Below are 19,852 nucleotides of genomic sequence, written 5' to 3'. Positions count from 1 at the left end.
ATTTGAAAGTCCGTATCTCACGGGCTGTTGGCAATACAGAAGCCTACTTATTAACTCCTATACCTATCTTTTTGAGCTGACCGTCAACAGCCTGGAAGGTGAAGTCGGTGGCACGGTTACGCACACCTTCGAGGATGTACGCTTGCAATTGGCTGTCATTGAGCAGACGGTTTGTCTCCTTGGCAAACGCTGCCGCATTGCCGACAGGGACAAGCAGTCCGGCTTTACCATTGTCAAGAATCTCCTGAGGACCTGTAGGACAGTCGGTAGCTACCATGAGCTTGTTGAGCAGAAGCCCCTCAATGAGAACGGTGGGCAGCCCTTCAAACTTCGCACTGTGAACCAACATCTTGCTATGGAGCATCCACGGGTAAGGGTTGGCACAGAAACCAAGGAAGACGGTGCGGTCGTCTATGCCCAATTCCTTGGCTTTTTCTTTCAGTTCATCTTCTGATCTTCCTTTGCCTATAATGTACAGCCATTCCTCCCGATGGTATTCCTTGCGTAACAGGGCATAGGCTTCAAGGAGGGTTGTGAGGTCCTTCTGCGATTCTTCCAGCCGCTCTACCGCCAGAAGGAAGGGGCGTTTTATGCGTTCGTCATCAGGTGTGACGGCTGCTTTCTGCCGGATGATTTCAGGGTTCTTGGCATTATAGATTACCTCTATCTTGTCCTTCAGAGCAGGGAAAAGACGGCATCCCTCCTCCTGCATAGCCTTCGAGATGGTTATAACCGTGTCATAGTTCTCCAGCTCCCTGCCGATGCGTTTCATGCGACGACTGTTCTGTTTCATCACCTGTGCAAAGCTGAAATGGAAGTAGGCTATCTTCTTTGCACATACATTGTGCAGGAAGGAATAGGCACAGCAGTCGAAATCAATGAGTAAGTCAGCTGTCTCTGCAAGCCGTCTGATAGCTTTCTGCGCCCGATGACGTCTGATGGGATTATTGACCAGCTCGTCATAAAACTTGGAGATTTTCGATGCTTTCTTGACAACACGACGTTGTGGGATCTTCGTCAGATAACGGGATTGCGAGAAATAGACCGTCTTCACGTTCTTTGGAACTTCATGCCTGTACACTTCGAGCGTGCCCATAGCAGTTGAGATTGCCAAGGTAACCTTTACTTCCTCATTCTTTGCGAGGTGTTTAAGGTATTCAATCAATACCGTATCTATTCCTCCGTCAAGGAAGCGTGACATGAGGAAGACGATGTGAAACCGGCGTTTAACGTCTTTATTTTGTTCACTTGACATAATGAAGTCTTGTCTATCCATTCAATTTTGATGAGAAGAAGATACCCACTCCATAGCCAGCTTGTGCGTGCCTTGAGGAGTGGCTTCCTCCTCTTCTTTCGGCCGACTGCGGTTCTTTATCCGTCGGATATGCAGGCGTATGCGGTTCAGTTATGAGATGGGAAAGGGTGTCTTGTTCTTTAGTGTTATTACAATCAGCCTTGTTTAGCTTGCTTTTCTTCTAAGAGTTTGGCAACGATGGCAAACTGGTATCCTGCATCCAGCACGGCATGGATCAGCCCCGGGATACCGTCCCGACAGCCCCGTTTGAGAAAATAAGACTTGAAGAAGCGGAAAGCAGGACGATAGATGAGCGCCATACAGCCATAGTTTTTCTTACGACGGCGTGGGACTTCGTAGTCAGAATAAGTGTTGTTCTTTCTGATAATGTCGGCAACACTGTCGTTGGCAAGGTGCTCGAAAGCCAATTCCATGCGTGATGCAGGAATCTTCAGGATGTTTCCGTCTACCTTTGGGGCAGCATGAATGACCGGAGGCCAGCTGCATTTGCTGCGTCGTAGGAAGCGAAGTATATAGTCGGGATAGCTGCTGTGCATCATTCTTCCCATGAAGTAGTTTTTCCGTGGGATAGCAATGGCATCGGGACAGTCATCCTTCTGAATGGCATCATAGAGGTACTTGCGTAGTTCGGGGGTAACAACCTCGTCGGCATCGACCACCAGTACCCACGGCGAGCTTGCCTTGTCGATGGCAAACTGGCGTGCCGGCTCAACAATGCGCAGGTTACCTTTGGGAAAGGTAACAATCTTACAGTTGTAGGAACGTGCTATGTCAAGTGTCTGGTCAGTACTTTCCATGTCGCAAATGACAATCTCATCGAAGTCCTTTACGGCTTCGAGTACGGCTTTCAGATGCTCTTCTGCATTGTAAGTATTGATGACTACGGAAATATGTTGTGTACCATTCATATCCGCAAATATACAAATTATTTTTTTATCTGTACAGGCTCATGAAATAAAATGATAAAAAATAATCTCCGCCCTGATTTGCAAAGCCCTGATTCCATATTTCCCTGCGGGTTTAAAAAGGTTCTTCCGTTAAATGCGTAGATTGGAAACAGAACAAAGGCTTATACACCTGTATGGTATGACTGTCCAAAAACAGACGGTCTCATAAAAAGAGGTAAAGCACAAGATAAAAATACAGAAAAGGCAAACAGATGCTATGTCTTTCCGTCTTCTACAAACGACTTATTCCCATATCACTCAATGTTTGTAAACTATTTTCATACAACTCAAAGCCAATACATGGTCTTTTGGCTTCTAAAAGACGCCCAATTGGCTTGCAATAGACGCCCTTTTGAGGTCTAACTGACGCCCTTTTGAAGTCCAATTAAGCACCTTTTCTTGCACTGCTTTATAACTGATTGATTTACTGTTGGCTGCAGACTTGCTTTTTATGCGTGTTTTTGCCTTTATCTGTAGGTATTTTACCCGAAATTATGTCATGATTTTTCAATCTGTTGTCTGCATTTTCAAAGTATTAAAATGGAAAGGTTTTCTGTGTCGGAGAATGATAATAAAAGTGGGTAATTGACTGTCTTGGCTATGTTTTGATTTAATAAACAGCTCCGGTTCTTCCGTTGAAGCTACACGAAAAGCATCCACGCATTTAACGGATGAACCTTTAAAAATCTATCGAATGGTATATTGTTATCAGATTTTATTATTATCTTTGTCAAGTTGCCTATAAGCCGTTTATGGTATCTGACAGGTGAGCCTGCGGTTTTAAACAATGCGTTAAGTAGTTTTATCCAAGTAAAAATATATATTTTGAAGAAAAGAAATATCGCATTCCTGTTTGGTTTTTTCCTTGATGGAGGAACTGAGACAGTACTTATAGAGTATCTTCGTAACCTTTCCAAGACAGGGAAGTATAACCTGACACTGGTAATCTGTTACGATATGGGTGATCTGGAAGTATTCCGTTCGCGCATACCAGAAGATGTGAAGGTTGTGCATCTGGTAAAGAACCGTTTGTTATTGCAGCGTTTTCTGCAAAAGATAAAGCATCCTTATAAATTGCTGGATGAACTGTTCCTGAACCCCTTCCGTCGTCTGATGATACAGCGGAAACTGCTGAAGATAGGTCGAGAGAATGATGTTGTGATAGACTTCGTCAATTATTTTGGCTCTTACATGAAGCCTCTTGAATGCCGGAAACTTATATTCTATCATTGTTCACTTCGTGCAAATGAGAAGGTAATGCCTCGTGTAGTGCGGCATCTGCAGAAAAGGTCATGCAATTATGACCATCTGATAACGATTTCCCAAGATATGTTTGAGGAAGCCAAGGTTTATTTCCCAAATGAGAAAGACCGTCTGTGCCTGATTTATAATAGCATAAATACGGAGGCATTAGATGCTGCAGCCAATGCTCCGGTGACCGACGGACGCATTGAAAAGCCGTTCATATTAAGTGTCGGACGACTTGAAGAAGGTCAAAAAGATGTCACGACCCTTATCAAGGCTTATGCACTGTTGCGGAAGAAATATGGGCATACGGAAGAACTCTATGTCATCGGCAAGGGCGAATCGTTAGGACAGTTACAGCAGACAGCCCGTGACTGTGGGGTTGAGAAGCATGTTGTCTTCCTTGGCTTTATGGCTAATCCGCTGCCTTGGACGAATCGTTGCAGTCTGTTTGTGCAGAGTTCCCACTTCGAGGGATTGCCTACGACAATGCTTGAGGCACTGCTTCTGGACAAGATGGTCGTAGCAAGTGACTGCCCGACAGGACCGAAAGAGATTCTCAATCATGGCAAGGCAGGAGTACTGGTACCCATGCGTGATGCTGAAGCACTGGCAAAGGCAATGCACGAAGCCCTTACCGACAAGGAGCTGCAGGCACGTATAGCCAAGGGAAGAAGCGAACACAGCAGGCAGTTCACCTTTGAGGTAACGGGCGAGCAGTTCATGAAGCTGCTGGATAAGTAGCATGAAACGGGTGGCTTCCCAGATTGCAATCACACCCTCACTTTTCGTCTTTTCAACCGTAAAAGGAAGATGCGTTGTAAATCGTTCATAACCTTAATTCCGCAGCACAATTTCTTTTGAGAACTCCAAGTGCCTGAGAAACAAAGTCCTCAAAACACTTGGATATGTCAGAATTTTCACCTATCTTAGTGCTATCAAAAAATAAACAAGCAAAAATCTGACATGACAAAGGTAGCAATTAAAAACGAGAATATCACTTCCTTCGGAGGAATTTATCACATCATGGACGTTTTTTCAAGGTTGGGCTTTGAAAAACTTACCGAATCCGTGTTGGGCAGACGCGGATGCAGCGGCAAGGCATTCAGCCATGGAAGCATCCTGGGCTCTCTCTTCTTCAGCTACCTTTGCGGTGGGGATTGCCTTGAGGACATCAATGCGCTTACAGGGCAGTTCAGGCAGAGACCTGGTACGCTGTTACCCGGCGCCGACACTGTGGGGCGCGGACTGAAGGAGCTTGCTGAAGAGAACATTGTCTATAAGAGCGAAACCTCCGGCAGGTCCTACAGTTTCAACACTGCAGAGAAGCTGAACACCTTACTTTTACGTATGATACGTAGGATGGGGCTTATAAAGGCGGGCAGTCATGTTGACCTGGACTTTGACCACCAGTTTGTTCCTGCCCACAAGTTCGATGCAAAGTATTCCTACAAGCAGGATTTTGGCTATTTCCCGGGCTGGGCTTCCATCGGGGGCATCATAGTCGGAGGTGAGAACCGTGACGGAAACACCAACGTGAAATTCCATCAGGAGGACACGCTTCGCCGAATTATGGACCGTGTGACCTCCGAGCTTGGTGTTGTGATAGAGCGTTTCCGTGCCGACTGCGGGTCGTTCTCGAAGGAAGTCATCCGAACCGTAGAGCAGCGCTGCAACACGTTCTATATACGTGCTGCCAGCTGCGGCAGCCGGTGCGAGGAGTTCCGCCAGCTGGAAGAATGGAAGAGCGTTGAGGTTGGTTATGAGAGATACGATGTCATCTCCGTCAGCATGGACAACCTCATCGAAGGAAAGTCATACAGGCTTGTCGTACAGCGTACTCCCTTGAAAGACAAACACGGCAGGGAACAGACGGATATGTTCGGAGTGATATACACATACCGCTGTATCCTTACCAACAACCGGACACCCACAGAGAAGGACATCATTACATTCTACAATGAACGTGGAGCGAGCGAAAAGAACTTCGACATACAGAACAATGACTTCGGCTGGTCGCATCTGCCATTTTCCTTCATGGATGAGAACATGGTTTTCATGATGGTTACTGCCATGCTGAAGAACTTCTATCTCTATCTCGTCCGCCATATCAGCGAAAAGGTCAAGCCGTTGAAAAAGACAAGCAGACTGAAAGCATTTATCCTGCATTTTGTCAGCGTGCCGGCAAAATGGGTGAGAACAGGAAGGCGGAACGTTCTGAACCTGTATACAAACAAAGCATACTACTCTGACATATTCCTTGAATAAGCAGCATTTCTTTGTGGTTCTCATATTCCCCATTGGTTTGGGTGGGGGATTTCATGCTTCGGCAAGACCCAGGAAGCCCCGATAATCCTCATAACAACATATAGAGCCACAAAAAGACATCTCAACATATAAAATCGCCTCACAAGGAAAAACGCTGCGGAATTGAGGCATAATGTGCAAATATAAGTAAGTAAATCCTAATCCCAATTGGTTAAAATACAAACAGTTCCCTGTGTGCTATTTATAAAACCTATTCATCCTCTGAATAACAGCTTGTAAGTCCTTCGCGCTAAGCGGATAGTTCGGTATGACGTGCATCTTCGGATCCATAATCTTGAGGTTTCCAGATCCTTGCTTCTCAATGATCGCACCGTCAGTGCGGATAAAAGCATAATAGAGTTCGTGCCCAACGAGGTGCCAATCACGTGGAGAAGGGTCTTCGAGGTGTTTCCCCATTGAATAATCTGAAGGTGGATTGGTCACACCTAACACACTCTGCATGAGTGTTGGTGAGATGTCATAATGAGTCGTGCGATAGTTTCGCTTACCAGGTTTGCAGCCAGGGTAATAATAAATGAGCGGTGTTCCAACTTGATGTATCGAATAATTAGAAGCATGCCCCCAGTAGTTGTTATGATTCTCATTGAATTCCTGCCCATGGTCGCCAGTTATGATGACCACAGTATTGCGTAGTAAGTCTTTCTCTCGCAGCTTGTTTATTGCCACCCCGACGAGCGAGTCGGCTTCAGCAACAGAGTTTTTATAGAGGTTGAAGAACGGTGTTGGGTCAGTATTGTTGTTGAGTTTCATGTAATCAACATACTCCCAGCAAGGTTTGAATCGATATTGCTTGCTCTTTGGCAAGTCCATGTTGTGGGCTATATCGTAGAATACAAAGGCAAAGAAAGGTTTTTCTCCCTTGTATTTATCAATATCAGCAACGAAGTTATGCGTAATTCGGTTATCCCGTTCGATGGTTGTTTTACCTGGAGTGCTTACGTTTAGTCCTTTCACATCACGGAACAGCATCTTTGTAAAGGGTGGATACTCCAATGTCGCACTGGGATAAGTCTGCACACGATAGCCCTCTTTCAGTAGTTGCTTGATAAGTACAGGCTGCGTATTGCTGTAATCAAAGCTCTTCCAGTAATAGGCCGAGATACCCGTGAACATACCGAAGACACCGCCACTGGTGGCATTGCTCGAACTGAGATGATGAGTGAATGTCTCTGCATGGTCGGCAAACGCACAGATATTTGGTGTACACTCGCGTGTGAGTGTACGTGGATTCCAAGAGTCAATACAGAAGATAACGATGTTATACCTCTCGTTAGGTTTGCCAAGATGGTCAATAATGCTCGTTCTCAGCGGTTCCAATGGGTAACGCAATTTGTTCACGCCCCCTTTCAGCTGTATTTGGTTAATCTTCTCAATGTTTACGACTCCTAACTTCTCCAGAAGTTTATTGGCACGAAGTGGGAAGTAATAAGGTAAAACGTCAGTCGACTCAATGATTGAACTCCGCATCGTAGCCCCGCCATAAATGTGTATTCCTTGCGAGAGGAGCACGAAGCCAAGCAACATTAACAGTATGCTCTGATTGAGATGCTTTATTATAAGGTGTTTGGAAATGAACTTTGCAATAATACCCAGTCCTACACTGAGCAAGACGAAACTTAAAGCCAGACTGATGGCTTTCAAGTATTCCCACACACTAAAGACAAAAATCTCTGATGCACCAGGACCTGTCAGCATTTCCAGGATAAGTCCATTGATATGAAAATGATAGATACCGTAAACGTAACTGTTCACTACGGCAACGATAAACAGTAAGGCATAAACAATTGCGAGAATGGTTCTTGCAAGCCATTGACGGCAACCAAGAGCAGCCAAAGGCACTTGCAGGATAAGAAAAGGTACAAGCATAAACAACGCAGCATGCGTGATACATGACGATACGAAGTAACCCCAACCAATACTGTCCATCACCTCTGTACTCTGCCCATTGAAGATGTAGGAGAAGAATATGATTGTCAGTGCAAGGGTCGACAGAACATAATAAATGAATCCTTGTTTGATGTTACTTTTTCTCTCTAATGTCATAACTTCTTTTTCTCAGTTGTATCACAGCTTAAAACTGCATAAATAATAATGTCTGCAAAGATATATAATTATTTTATAAATGGTACTATTGCTTTGTCTTTTATTGTGGAAAAAGCCTTTACCGACCGTAGTAACAACGAAAGTCTGATGAGAGAATGGTAAGTTTATGTCTCAAACTTATGCCTTTATGATTTATTCTTTCAAGCTGGATAGTAAAAGTGTATGGTGTTTTTCAGTGACAGACTCATTGCCTTTCGTTGTTTCCAGCAGGTGTTTTTTTTATCCGTTAAAGTTATTGCTTATAGTTATTTGACCTCTTCCGTTAAATGCGTGGATGTTCATCATTATGCTTGTGTAAAATCTGTCATTATATACCTTTTGTAATGACCCGGACAACGTTTTTGTACAAATATTTCAAAACATGAAATCTAATTGATGCTCTTCTGGCTTTGAAAAGACGCCCAATTGGCTTCGAAAAGACGCCCTTTTGAGGTCTAATTAACGCCCTTTTGAACCCTAACTAACGCCCTTTTGAAACACGGTTGTGCAAAGGTCTGATTCACTGTAGGTTACAACGTTGATGAAATCCGTCGTTTTCGCACTTCTTTTTGAGCCTGACGGCTGCATAATTGTCAATATATTTCAAATATGCTTCTTTTGTATCTCACAGGGTACAAGTGAACAGTTGCAGATTTAGATAAAAGCCCTATTGTCTCAATGATATGGATTTAAAATGAAGAACACTTCACTTTGAGGCTATATTCATTATATGCGTAGGCATCTACGCATTTAACGGAAGAGCCGTTATTCGTGGTTAATTGCATGATTCGTTCCTCTTAGTCGGATGCCCCTGTTCCAGTTTAGGGCGTTGATAATTAGTGTCAACAACATCAGTAAACAAATGAGTTTCAGTGCTATTTGTTTCCATTGGGTCAGGCGTTTGAATCTTATTTGAGTTTGCTTGCAGCTTCAGAGAGGTTCATGATGAGTTACAAGACTTTGTAGTTAGGTGATATACTTATGTTTAGGCTTTTCGGAAATAATGGGCTATTAATAGTATATTTATCATTCTTTATTGTTACTTTTGTGCTGTTATTCGCATGAAGTAAAAAATATAAAGCAAGCAAACGAATTTGGTATGAACGATAAAATTAAGCGTTTCCTTAATCACCCTTTCCTCTCTGACCGCCGTTTACTCTTAGGTATATGGACTATACTGTCGTTGGTGGGCATGTTGAAATTGCATCGTAGTCATAATAACTTCCTTATATTTAAAGGTGTTTTCTGGCACACCATGAACGGAACATCGCTTTATGCGGCTTATCCGGCAGAGTACAGCGACGTGAACCATTACGGTCCTCTTTTCTCACTGATCATAGCACCTTTCGCCATCCTTCCCGAGTGGGCTGGTATGCTTCTGTGGCTCCTGTTCCTGTCGGGCTGGCTGTTTGCAGCTGTCTATTGGTCAGGTCTTAGGAAGAATCAGCAGGTATTTATCTATTGGTTCTGCGGTTTTACACTGCTGACGGCACTGTTCATGCAGCAGTTCAATATTGCCATTGCAGCTATCATCCTGTCGTCATTCTTCCTCATTGAAAAGGAGCATGAAGGCTGGGCTGCATTCTTTATCGTATTGGGTGCATTGGTAAAACTCTATGGTATCGTTGGACTTGCGTTCTTCCTTTTCTCACGGCATAAGGTGCGACTGGTGGTATGGCTGGCAATCTGGTCGGTCATTCTCTTCCTTGCTCCGATGGTAATCAGTTCGCCTGACTATATCATCGGACAATACCATGAGTGGTTCACCTGCCTTGTAGGGAAGAATACGGAGAACATTCATTCCTTTGCACAGAACATCTCTTTATTGGGTCTGGTACGCCGCACAACGGGTAATATGGACTATTCCGACCTATGGCTCATCGTTCCGGGTATGCTGCTCTTTGCACTTCCTTACCTGCGTCGTTCACAGTACAGGCACCTTGCCTTCCGTGAAACCATCCTTGCCTCGGTGATGCTCTTTGTGATACTCTTCAGTACGGGCAGCGAGTCAAGCGGATATATCATTGCACTGACAGGTGCCTGTATATGGTACACAGCTGCGCCATGGGGGCGTGGAAAATGGGCTGTGGCACTGATGGTATTCGTCTTCGTACTGTCAGGAATGGGCAACTGCGACCTCTTCCCGAAGCATATACGCCACGATTACATCCAGGCTTATGCCCTTCGTGCACTGCCAATCAGCATCCTCTGGTTCTGGCTCTGCTATGAATTAGGATTCAAGGATTATGCTCCAACTGAAAAGATTGATGCACATGAATAGGAAGATAATAGGCTATGATGCCAAACGAATCGTGAGAAACGGAACAGGACTGGGCAGCTACGGGCGTACGCTCATCAACGACCTTGCACCGCTGATGCCGGATACAATGTTGCGGCTCTATGCTCCTGATGCCGGACGGGACGACTTCCGCAATCAGATTGAGCTGCGGGAGAACGTGCAGTTCCGCTATCCTGAGCACCTTCGTTTCCGCCTGCAGCGGGACTTGTGGCGCGTGAAAGGAGTGGTAAAGGACCTGAAAGCAGATGGAGTAGAGCTTTATCATGGTCTTTCGGGCGAGCTTCCTTCGGGCTTGACAGCAGCTGGCATCCCCGGTGTTGTCACCATTCACGACCTTATCTTCCTGCGTCATCCCGAGTTCTATCCTGCTATTGACGTCTTTTTCTACAAGCGCAAGTTCTATAAGACATTGCAAGAAGCAACACGCATCATTGCCATCAGCGAGTGTACGAAGCGTGACATCTTATATTATGGTGACTTTCCGGAGGACAGGATTGACCTTGTTTATCAGAGCTGCAGCACCCGTTTCAGCCATTCGGTCAGCCCTTCACTGATTGAAGAGGCACGCCGAAAGTACCAGCTTCCACAGCGTTATGTGCTGAATGTGGGTACGGTGGAGGTGCGAAAGAACATTCTTTTGGGTATTCGGGCAATGGCAAAGCTGCCTTCCGACCTGCATCTTGTCATCGTAGGGCGTCAGACCAAGTATCAGAAGAAACTTGATGCTGAAATCAAACGCTTAGGTATTGGTGACCGCATACACTTCCTGCAAGGCGTTCCTAACGACCTTCTCGCAGCTATTTATAATCAAGCTGAGGCTTTCATTTATCCTTCTCGCTATGAAGGTTTTGGTATTCCAATCATCGAAGCCATACAAAGCGGCTTGCCCGTAGTAGCTGCAACGGGCAGTTGTCTGGAGGAAGCAGGCGGTCCTGATTGCCTTTACGTGGGTCCTGATGACGCTGATGGTGCTGCTGCAGCCATATTGTCAGCGATTGAGAACTGCACGGAAATGGTCAGCAAGAGCCAGCATTATGTGAAACGTTTTGAGAACCAGGATGTCGCTTCACAGGTTCTTGAAGTCTATAAAAAGGCTACTGGCTCCGGTGTCTAAGAGGAAGAAGCGTGTAGATTGGCATTTGCTCTGTAAGGGAAGGATATACATACTTCTTCCCTTTGCAGATGGCATTCGCATTATTCACTGATTTTTCTGGAATGATTTACCTTACAACCTCCAACTCACTTGCTCCTTGTGGCAAATGAAAGTATAGGGGATATTCATAAACAGTCTTTTCATTATTCTTCAAGAAGACCTCAAACTTAAAGCACGATTCAAATTCTTCATCCTCATATCTTGCCAGTCTGTTATTCCCGTATAGAGCAATCTTACAGTTTTTCATCGGTAATAACTTCTCCGGCTCTTCTTGAAACCCGTTCGGCTTACCCTCTGTTCTTTCATATAACATAACATTGTATTCAAACGTTTTGGAGATAATCTTTACGAACTCCTCAATGTTTTTATCCTCTATTATTTTTGCAATTTTCTTATATGCATCATCTAACAGCTTGTCCAGGTTTTTAACTTTACTCAGATCCTGGGACTCTTTCCATGCAACAAATAAAAAAGGAACTTCGGCTTTGAACTTTGTTTTGAACTCCCAAGAAGGTAATCCCTGGGCATCCATTTTGACAGTTGGAAGGATAATCTCCCTGTTTCCATCATACACCCAACTATCGGGCATCTTGTTTATTTCAAATTCAAACACTGCATTCTCCGGAATACATTTTTGATCAGAAGGAGGAACAATCCGAATAGTCAGCTCTTGTATTCCTGATGATAAAATCCCCGGATTAAGCGGAAACTCCATTTCTGTCCCTGAACATCTCTTTTCAAACTGTTGTATTATGGGGAAATCATTTACTCTTATATCACACCCTACGCATGCTCTTTTTACCTTAATACAATAGAGTGGTCGTTCGGTAAATGAATCTATTTGATCATTTATGCGTTGGTAGTAGGGTTTATCTTGTTGTTCCGTATGGCTTATTTTACCAGTTGTCTCTTTTTGAGCTGCTATCTCACATCCATACAACAAAAGTACAAATACTAAAATGAAATTAAACTTACTCATACAGCTTAAATAATATCTTGTTTTTATTTCGTGGCTTTAAGGTGAAAGGTAAGCGGTGCATGATGGCTAATGATTAGCCTGATTTGCCCGATAAGACTAATAAGCCCAATTATTTTACCAAATTATCACTTTCCTTTTTCCCTTTGACAAACACAAGTCGGAGTAAAACGAAGTTGATAGGGACTACTATCACCATCACAAGAATCGGCGACAACCATTTGCTGGCACCTAACCAGAGGAAGAGCTGGAGCAAACCAATCTCTAACAGATAATTGAGAACATGACTGCCTGCAAAGCCTGCAACATTGCTCTTCGATGGCTTTCCCTTGAAAGTGAAGTAGGTGGTAAGCCCGTAGTTGCAGAAGAGACCTACGCAGTAGCCGGCAGTATAGGCTATGGTTGTATTGGTGAAAAGCAGACAGAGACAATAGATGCCATAGTGGATGAGCGAGCAGATCGTTCCCGTTATACCAAAACGGAACACACGCCAGAAGTCTTTCTGCCAGCGTTGCCAGAGCTCTTTGATGCATATTGCCATGTGGATGGGACGTTAATCGAGTATTTGACTGATGTTATAGAGCGGTCGCTGCTTCACCTCTTCGTATATCTTGGCAATGTAAATTCCCACAGCCCCGATTGAAATCATCAGCATGGCACCAACAAGCCAGATACTGAGAATGAGCGAAGCCCAGCCTGCTACTTCCGTATGACTGATGAAAGCGTGGATGACATAGATGCCTATACAAAGGCTGATGAGCAGGAAGGCGATGCCAAGATAGATGACGTAGTAGATGGGTCTCACGGAGAATGACGTGATACCGTCCAATGCCAGGTTGAGCATCTTGCGCAGCGTGTACTTTGACTGACCAGCCTCACGCTCGCTGATACGGTCGTCAACAGTGGTGGACTTGAGTCCTATCAGCGGGATAAGCCCACGCAGATAGAGGTTTCGCTCCTTATAACCAGCGAGCATACCCAATGCCTGACGGCTCATAAGGCGGAAGTCAGCATGATTGGAGATGCTGTTGACACCCATCTTTTCCTGCAGACGGTAGAAAGCCTGTGCTGACATACGCTTCAACAATGGGTCGGCCTGGCGTGAAACCTTCACTCCATAGACAATATCATTGCCTGCCTCAAACTCGTCGACCATCTGCGGAATACATTTCCTGTAGTCGTCCTGAAGGTCGGCATCAAGTGTGATGACGGCATCAGCCCAGTCCTTTGCGGTCATCATTCCTGCCATGATGGCATTCTGATGTCCAACGTTATGTGCGAGGTTGATACCCCGTATGCGTGGATTCTGCTTGTGAAGACGGGCGATGACTTCCCATGTGCGGTCGCGGCTTCCGTCGTTCACAAAGACAATCATTGAGTCATCGGAAATCTTTCCCTGACTGATGAGCTCGTCGAAAAGTGCCGTGAGATGAGCTGCCGACTTTTCTAACACCTCTTCCTCATTGTAGCAAGGAGAGACCGTTGCAAGTTTTATCATATCTTCTATTCTGCCTTTTGGGATGTTGCTGGGGGGTGGTCCTGTTCCCGCTGCCTGTTGCTGATAGCGCAGCGAGGGCTTATTTCTTCTGCCGTTTGACAAAGTCAATATAGGTGATGAACTCCTGCCTGTCGGCTTTCATTGCTTTGATGAAGCGGTCGAGCCGCTGTTCCAGTTCATGTCCGCTGTGGTTCCTGATGATGAAAGGCATCTTGAACTCCGGGTGTTCCTTGAGGTCGTAGAACTCCCACGGATGGAAGTAGGTCACGAAGTAGCCGTCATGCCGAAGTACCTGCCGTACCAAGCGGAGATAGAGCCACTCGGGAAAGTTGTGAAGAGACAGCCAGAAGAGCGGAATACGCAGGTGCGGACTGACGCTGGCAGGTATCTCCATCACCGGACCACGCATGAACCACGTGCGGGGAGTAGTGAGGTGCATATATCGACCCGGTATAAAAGCAGGGTTCAGAGAAGAGTTATAAAGGTAGCCTGCCTTCTCAATATCCTCATCCGATACGGGGAACATACGTGGCTGACGATATCCGGCAACCTTCACACCGGTGATGCGTTCGATGATTTCCTTGGAACGGAAGACATCCTCCGGCTGCGGTCTCCAGTGGTCAACACCGTGACAAGCCACCTCATGTCCTTCGTTCTTGATGCGTTCCATCACCTCCGGAGCCAGTTCGGCAAAGTTCCCTGTGCAGAAGAAAGTAGCACGTACGTCGTTCGCCTTCAGTATGTCGAGGATGCGGTTTGTGCCCTCTACGGATACCTTCATCCCCTCTTCGAGTGAGAAGTCTACCCCATGTTCACGAGGAACATCAAACTCTTCAGTATCGAAACTCAGTAATATCATGTCTCTTCAGTTTCTTTGTTTATCCAATTTCCTTGTAGCAAAAAGCTCCCTGACACTTACAGCGATGTATGGTCATTGTATCCGTTCATCCTTCTTTGCTCGCTTACGAGGGCATATCAGAATGGTCTTGACAGTCATCTTGATACAGCCTCATCTGCTGTGTACAGCTTTCTTTCTACAAAAGTATTGCAAAGTTACAATAAAACTCTGATATTACTTCTTAAAGAGTAATTCATTTTGGCTCTTATCTGCTGTAAATGATGTAGGTTAAGCCGACTGGCAGAGCTGTTGCACACCCGTCGTTCCGTTATAAAAGGGCATCATTACCGAATTATTTTCACGAACATAATAATTTTTTTTCATGAAAAGAAATATTTTTCTTCATGAAAATAAATATTTCTTTTCATGAAAAAAAATCGAGACTGGCAGCATTCACAGGATGAACCTTTCTGCATGGAACCGTCAGAACCAGCCTTAAACTCCGATTGACCATTAGTAACTGAAGATATAATATCATTGTGGTCTGATAAGTGATTCAGGTTAAAGAAATCATAGTTGCCACGTTATTGTAATTTATCCCACAGTATGGTTGTGGAAAATCATAACTTTTATGAATTCCAGTCCCTTTTTGACTGCAAAAGATAAAAATATTTTTTTTCTCCTCAAAACATTTTGTTTTCTCAATAATATTTTGCACTTTTGTCCTCAGATATACTAACATAAACAAAAAGATAATCTATGGAAGGACAAATCTGGCATATTACATTGGAATGAACAAGCCTAAGACATGTCAGAATCCTGATAGGACAACCTATTTAATATTAAGGTTATCCCAATACTCACAGATTATGCTGTTACGGTAAAATCTTCATAAACCATGTTAAAGAAGAAGACCAATAAGCGAATGCTCGCAATGCTTTCAATGGCATTGATTACAACAGCCTCGTTTGCACAGACCGTCAGTTTGACCGATGACGGTAAGGCACTGGCTGCCCGTCAGGAAAGTCCCGGACCTGAATACAAGCTCGTCTTCAGCGATGAGTTCAATGAGCCGGACGGCACACTGCCTGACCCGAAGGTGTGGAGGCATTGCACGCGCTATCCTACAGTTCAGTGGGCAAGATTTCTGAGCAGCTCTCCTGATGTCGCTTTCATGAAGGACGGCAACCTTGTTCTGCGTGCCATTCCCAATCCCGACAAGTCAACTGATAAGGTAGATATGCTCACTGGTGGCATAGAGACCAGCCAGAGCTTTACTTTCCGCTTTGGCCGTGTAGAGTGTCGGGCACTTGTCAATCCTTTTATCGGCAACTTCCCGGCTATATGGATGATGCCAAAGACGACTTTGGGATGGCCGAAAGGCGGTGAGATTGATATCTTCGAGCAAATCAATACCGAGAATAAAGCCTATGCTACGGTACACTCTTCGTGGACGCAAACCCATAGTTATCCGCCGCATTCCGGCAATGTCTGGATGCCGATGGACCGTTATCACGTTTATGCCGTTGAGTGGGAAGAGGACGTGCTGACCTTCTTTGCGGATGGCAAGGAGATTTTCCAGTATGAGAAACAGGATGACAGCCAGGAGCAATGGCCGTTCGATAAATCCAATTTCTATCTGATACTCAATCAGTCAGTGGGTAATGGTTCTTGGGCAGCAAACCCGGATATCAACCACACTTACGAGATGCGCATTGACTGGATACGTGTCTATCAGAAGGAGAAACATATCCCTTCCGGCATCAGCGTCCCTATGACAAAGATTGAGGAAAACACGGAAAACCATGAAATCTATTCGCTGCAAGGTGCCAGAATGGGAAATGATGAAAGCGGACTGCCGAGGGGTATATATGTCGCGAATGGCAGGAAGTTCGTCAAGTAAGCAAAACTGGCAAGGTAAATAAACAGATAATACAGGAACTATTATACTAACATAAACAAGAAATAATCTATGGAAGAACAAATCGAAGTGAAAGAACTCGACAGTGTTGTTGTACACTTTTCTGGTGACTCAGGCGATGGTATGCAGCTTGCGGGTAACATTTTCACCACTGTCTCGGCTACAGTGGGCAATGGTATTTCCACATTCCCGGATTATCCGGCTGACATCCGTGCCCCGCAAGGTTCATTGACAGGTGTGAGCGGGTTCCAGGTACATATCGGTGCAGGCAAGGTCTATACGCCTGGCGACTGTTGTGATGTTCTTGTGGCTATGAATGCAGCTGCGCTGAAGATGCAGTACAGGCATTGCAAGCCTAACGGAACAATCATTATTGACACGGATTCATTCGGACAGCGTGACCTTCAGAAGGCTGAATTCCATGGTGATGACTACCTTGGTGAGCTGGGGATTGATCCTGACCGTGTAGTGGCTTGTCCGATAACTACGATGGTGAAGGAGTGTCTGGCAGATACGGGCATGGACAACAAGGCTATGCTGAAATGCCGTAACATGTTTGCCCTGGGGCTTGTCTGCTGGCTCTTCAATCGTGACTTGGACCTGGTGAATAACTATCTTGAAACGAAGTTCAAGAAGAAACCAGCCATTGCAGAGGCGAATATCAAGGTGATACGTGCGGGATACGACTATGGTCACAACGTACATGCTTCTGTTCCCAATACCTATCGTATTGAGTCAACGGTGAAAGAGCCGGGACGTTACATGGATATTACAGGTAACAAAGCCACTGCCTACGGACTGATGGCAGCTGCAGAACGTGCCGGTTTGCGTCTTTTCTTGGGTTCTTACCCTATTACTCCGGCAACGGATATCCTGCACGAGTTGGCAAAGCACAAGTCAATGGGGGTGACAACCGTACAGTGTGAGGACGAGATAGCAGGTTGTGCATCGGCTGTCGGTGCTGCATTCGCAGGTGCCTTGGCAGCTACATCAACCTCTGGACCGGGTATCTGTCTGAAGAGTGAGGCTATGAACCTTGCACTTATCGACGAGCTTCCATTGGTAATTATCGATGTACAGCGTGGTGGTCCGTCAACGGGTATGCCTACAAAGAGTGAGCAGACCGACCTCCTCCAGGTGCTCTACGGACGTAACGGTGAGAGCCCGATGCCTGTTATTGCAGCCACAAGTCCTACTGATTGCTTCGATGCTGCTTACAATGCCGGCAAGATTGCATTGGAACACATGACACCGGTGGTGCTCCTTACCGACGCTTTCATTGCCAACGGCTCCTCTGCATGGAAACTTCCAAACATCGAAGAGTTGCCGGAAATCCATCCTCACTTCGTCACTGAAGAGCAGAAGTATAAGTACACTCCTTACAAACGTGACCCCGAAACATTGGCACGTTACTGGGCTATTCCAGGTATGGAGGGCTACACACATATCCTTGGAGGATTGGAGAAGGACGGCGAAACGGGTGCTATTTCCACTGACCCGGAGAACCATGACAAGATGGATAGGCTTCGTTGGGACAAGGTAGCACGTATCCCGGTGCCCGACCTGGAAGTCATGGGCGACGAGAAGGATGCTGACCTGCTCATTGTAGGCTTCGGAAGTACTTACGGTCATCTCTATTCTGCAATGGAAGAGTTGCGTGGTAAAGGACATAAGGTTGCTTTGGCACAGTTCAAGTATGTGAACCCATTGCCGAAGAATACCGCTGAAGTGCTTGGACGTTACAAGAAAGTGGTTGTTGCTGAACAGAACCTTGGTCAGCTTGCGGCCCTCCTGCGTATCCGTATCAACCATTTTGCTCCTTATCAGTACAATCAGGTCAAGGGACAGCCATTCGTTGTCAATGAGCTTGTTAGTACCTTTGAGAAACTTATCAAGGCTCCACTTCCAAAGGAAGAGAGCGGTACATTCTATACAAAGATATTACAGTAAACGAGCTTACAGATTGATGAGTTGACAAGTTGACGGGTTGACTGGCTAACCAGCTTACGAGTTGACAAGTTGCTACTGATAATGCACAATGAATTGAAGTAACCATAAGTTTGGGTTTTCAATGATGAACTTTGAATTACAAGTGTTCATGAGTTTGAATCATGGATAAAACCTTCAGTTCTGGCATTTGGTATAACTCCAATCACTTCTTTAACTCCTTTAAATTCTAAAAAGACATGAATCAATATACAGCACAAGACTTCAAGAAGGGACAACCACGTTGGTGTCCCGGCTGTGGTGACCATTTCTTCCTTGCCAGCTTGCAGAAAGCAATGGCAGAGTTAGGTGTTCCACCTTACGAAACAGCCGTTATAAGCGGCATCGGATGCTCAAGCCGACTGCCCTATTACGCCAATACATACGCCATGCAGACCATCCACGGTCGTGCAGCAGCCATCTCTACAGGTGCAAAGGTGACCAATCCTAACCTCACCATCTGGCAGGTGTCGGGCGACGGTGACGCACTTGCCATCGGCGGTAACCACTTCATCCATGCCATGCGCCGTAATGTAGACCTGAACATGATACTTCTGAACAACCGTATCTACGGTCTTACAAAGGGACAGTATTCACCGACCAGCCCGCGCGGCTTCGTTTCCAAGTCGAGTCCTTACGGCACAACCGAGGATCCGTTCCGCCCTGCTGAACTCTGTTTCGGCGCACGTGGCAACTTCTTCGCACGCAGTGTTGCCAGCGACAATACCGAGACTATCGCCATTCTCAAGGCTGCCTATCAGCACAAGGGAGCTTCCGTATGCGAGATTCTGCAGAACTGTGTCATCTTCAATGACGGCTGTCACAATTCTGTTTACACCTCTGCAGGCAGAAAAGAGAATGCCATCTACGTCAGACATGGCGAACCATTGATCTTCGGTGCCAACCAGGAGTATGGTCTTATGCAGGAAGGCTTCGGATTGAAGGTTGTTAAGATTGGCGAGAACGGTATCACCCGTGATGATATTCTCGTACACGATGCCCACTGCCAGGACAATACTTTGCAGTTGAAGCTGGCGATGATGAGCAACGAGGACGGCTTCCCTGTTGCCCTTGGAGTCATCCGTGATGTCGAAGCACCTACCTACGATGCTGCTGTCAACAAACAGATAGAAGAGGTGAAGGCGCAGAAGCATTACCATACCTTCATGGAGATGCTCGAAACCAACGACATCTGGGAGGTCAAGGAGTAAGAAAATAAGACAAAAGATACTTGCACGGAAAGGGGAAAAGATGTAATTTTGTG

General features: G+C 45.5%; 14 protein-coding genes. 7 read left to right on the top strand and 7 right to left on the bottom strand.

Translation table 11 applies throughout. The annotated features are described in order from the left end of the window. Positions 1-43 precede the first annotated feature (43 nt). The gene (locus ADJ77_RS06780; RefSeq protein ID WP_025079141.1) at positions 44-1,255 is read right to left on the bottom strand and encodes a glycosyltransferase; all 1,212 of its coding nucleotides are present in this window, start codon (positions 1,253-1,255) and stop codon (positions 44-46) included. A gap of 194 nt (positions 1,256-1,449) precedes the next feature. Then, a complete protein-coding gene (locus tag ADJ77_RS06775; protein WP_025079142.1) occupies positions 1,450-2,223 on the bottom strand; it encodes a glycosyltransferase family 2 protein in 774 nt (257 codons plus the stop codon). An 864-nt stretch (positions 2,224-3,087) separates the two neighbouring features. Here ADJ77_RS06775 and ADJ77_RS06770 point away from each other — a divergent pair. Both ADJ77_RS06770 and ADJ77_RS06765 read left to right on the top strand, forming a co-directional pair. Next, positions 3,088-4,251: a glycosyltransferase gene (locus tag ADJ77_RS06770; RefSeq protein WP_025079143.1), complete on the top strand. Its 1,164-nt coding sequence runs from the start codon at positions 3,088-3,090 to the stop codon at positions 4,249-4,251. 222 nt (positions 4,252-4,473) lie between these two features. Then, positions 4,474-5,775 carry an IS1380 family transposase gene (locus ADJ77_RS06765; protein ID WP_050696174.1) on the top strand — a complete coding sequence of 434 codons (1,302 nt, stop codon included), beginning with the start codon at positions 4,474-4,476 and terminating at the stop codon, positions 5,773-5,775. A gap of 237 nt (positions 5,776-6,012) precedes the next feature. Here ADJ77_RS06765 and ADJ77_RS06760 read toward each other — a convergent pair whose 3' ends face one another. After that, a complete protein-coding gene (locus ADJ77_RS06760; protein WP_025078877.1) occupies positions 6,013-7,878 on the bottom strand; it encodes a DUF3413 domain-containing protein in 1,866 nt (621 codons plus the stop codon). Between the two features lie 1,138 nt (positions 7,879-9,016). Here ADJ77_RS06760 and ADJ77_RS06755 point away from each other — a divergent pair. Together ADJ77_RS06755 and ADJ77_RS06750 are read left to right on the top strand one after the other, a co-directional pair. Further along, positions 9,017-10,198, top strand: coding sequence for a glycosyltransferase family 87 protein (locus tag ADJ77_RS06755; protein ID WP_050696173.1), 1,182 nt, complete (start codon positions 9,017-9,019; stop codon positions 10,196-10,198). After that, positions 10,191-11,330: a glycosyltransferase family 4 protein gene (locus ADJ77_RS06750; RefSeq protein ID WP_025078878.1), complete on the top strand. Its 1,140-nt coding sequence runs from the start codon at positions 10,191-10,193 to the stop codon at positions 11,328-11,330. The genes ADJ77_RS06755 and ADJ77_RS06750 overlap by 8 nt, the downstream gene beginning before the upstream one ends. A gap of 106 nt (positions 11,331-11,436) precedes the next feature. Here ADJ77_RS06750 and ADJ77_RS06745 read toward each other — a convergent pair whose 3' ends face one another. The 4 genes from ADJ77_RS06745 to ADJ77_RS06730 form a co-directional block, all read right to left on the bottom strand. Next, positions 11,437-12,348, bottom strand: coding sequence for a hypothetical protein (locus tag ADJ77_RS06745; RefSeq protein WP_025078879.1), 912 nt, complete (start codon positions 12,346-12,348; stop codon positions 11,437-11,439). 109 nt (positions 12,349-12,457) lie between these two features. Continuing rightward, positions 12,458-12,886 (bottom strand): GtrA family protein, encoded by a 429-nt coding sequence (locus ADJ77_RS06740; RefSeq protein ID WP_025078880.1) that lies wholly within the window; start codon positions 12,884-12,886, stop codon positions 12,458-12,460. Between the two features lie 12 nt (positions 12,887-12,898). Further along, positions 12,899-13,843, bottom strand: coding sequence for a glycosyltransferase family 2 protein (locus ADJ77_RS06735; protein WP_050696172.1), 945 nt, complete (start codon positions 13,841-13,843; stop codon positions 12,899-12,901). 79 nt (positions 13,844-13,922) lie between these two features. Further along, positions 13,923-14,702: a polysaccharide deacetylase family protein gene (locus ADJ77_RS06730; RefSeq protein WP_050696171.1), complete on the bottom strand. Its 780-nt coding sequence runs from the start codon at positions 14,700-14,702 to the stop codon at positions 13,923-13,925. Positions 14,703-15,579: 877 nt separating this feature from the next. Between ADJ77_RS06730 and ADJ77_RS06720 the strand changes: the two genes are divergently transcribed. From ADJ77_RS06720 to ADJ77_RS06710, 3 genes are all read left to right on the top strand, one after another. After that, a complete protein-coding gene (locus ADJ77_RS06720) occupies positions 15,580-16,584 on the top strand; it encodes a glycoside hydrolase family 16 protein (RefSeq protein ID WP_025078881.1) in 1,005 nt (334 codons plus the stop codon). 69 nt (positions 16,585-16,653) lie between these two features. Further along, complete coding sequence (locus ADJ77_RS06715) at positions 16,654-18,552, top strand: 2-oxoacid:acceptor oxidoreductase subunit alpha (RefSeq protein ID WP_025078882.1); 1,899 nt, start codon at positions 16,654-16,656, stop codon at positions 18,550-18,552. A gap of 236 nt (positions 18,553-18,788) precedes the next feature. Beyond that, positions 18,789-19,799, top strand: a complete 1,011-nt coding sequence (locus tag ADJ77_RS06710; RefSeq protein ID WP_025078883.1) for a 2-oxoacid:ferredoxin oxidoreductase subunit beta — start codon at positions 18,789-18,791, stop codon at positions 19,797-19,799. Positions 19,800-19,852 lie beyond the last annotated feature (53 nt).

Origin of the sequence: Prevotella fusca JCM 17724, from assembly GCF_001262015.1 — a bacterium.
Taxonomy (GTDB): Bacteria; Bacteroidota; Bacteroidia; order Bacteroidales; family Bacteroidaceae; genus Prevotella; species Prevotella fusca.
Note: the sequence above shows the minus strand (reverse complement) of the source record. Positions and strands in the feature narration are given on the sequence as shown.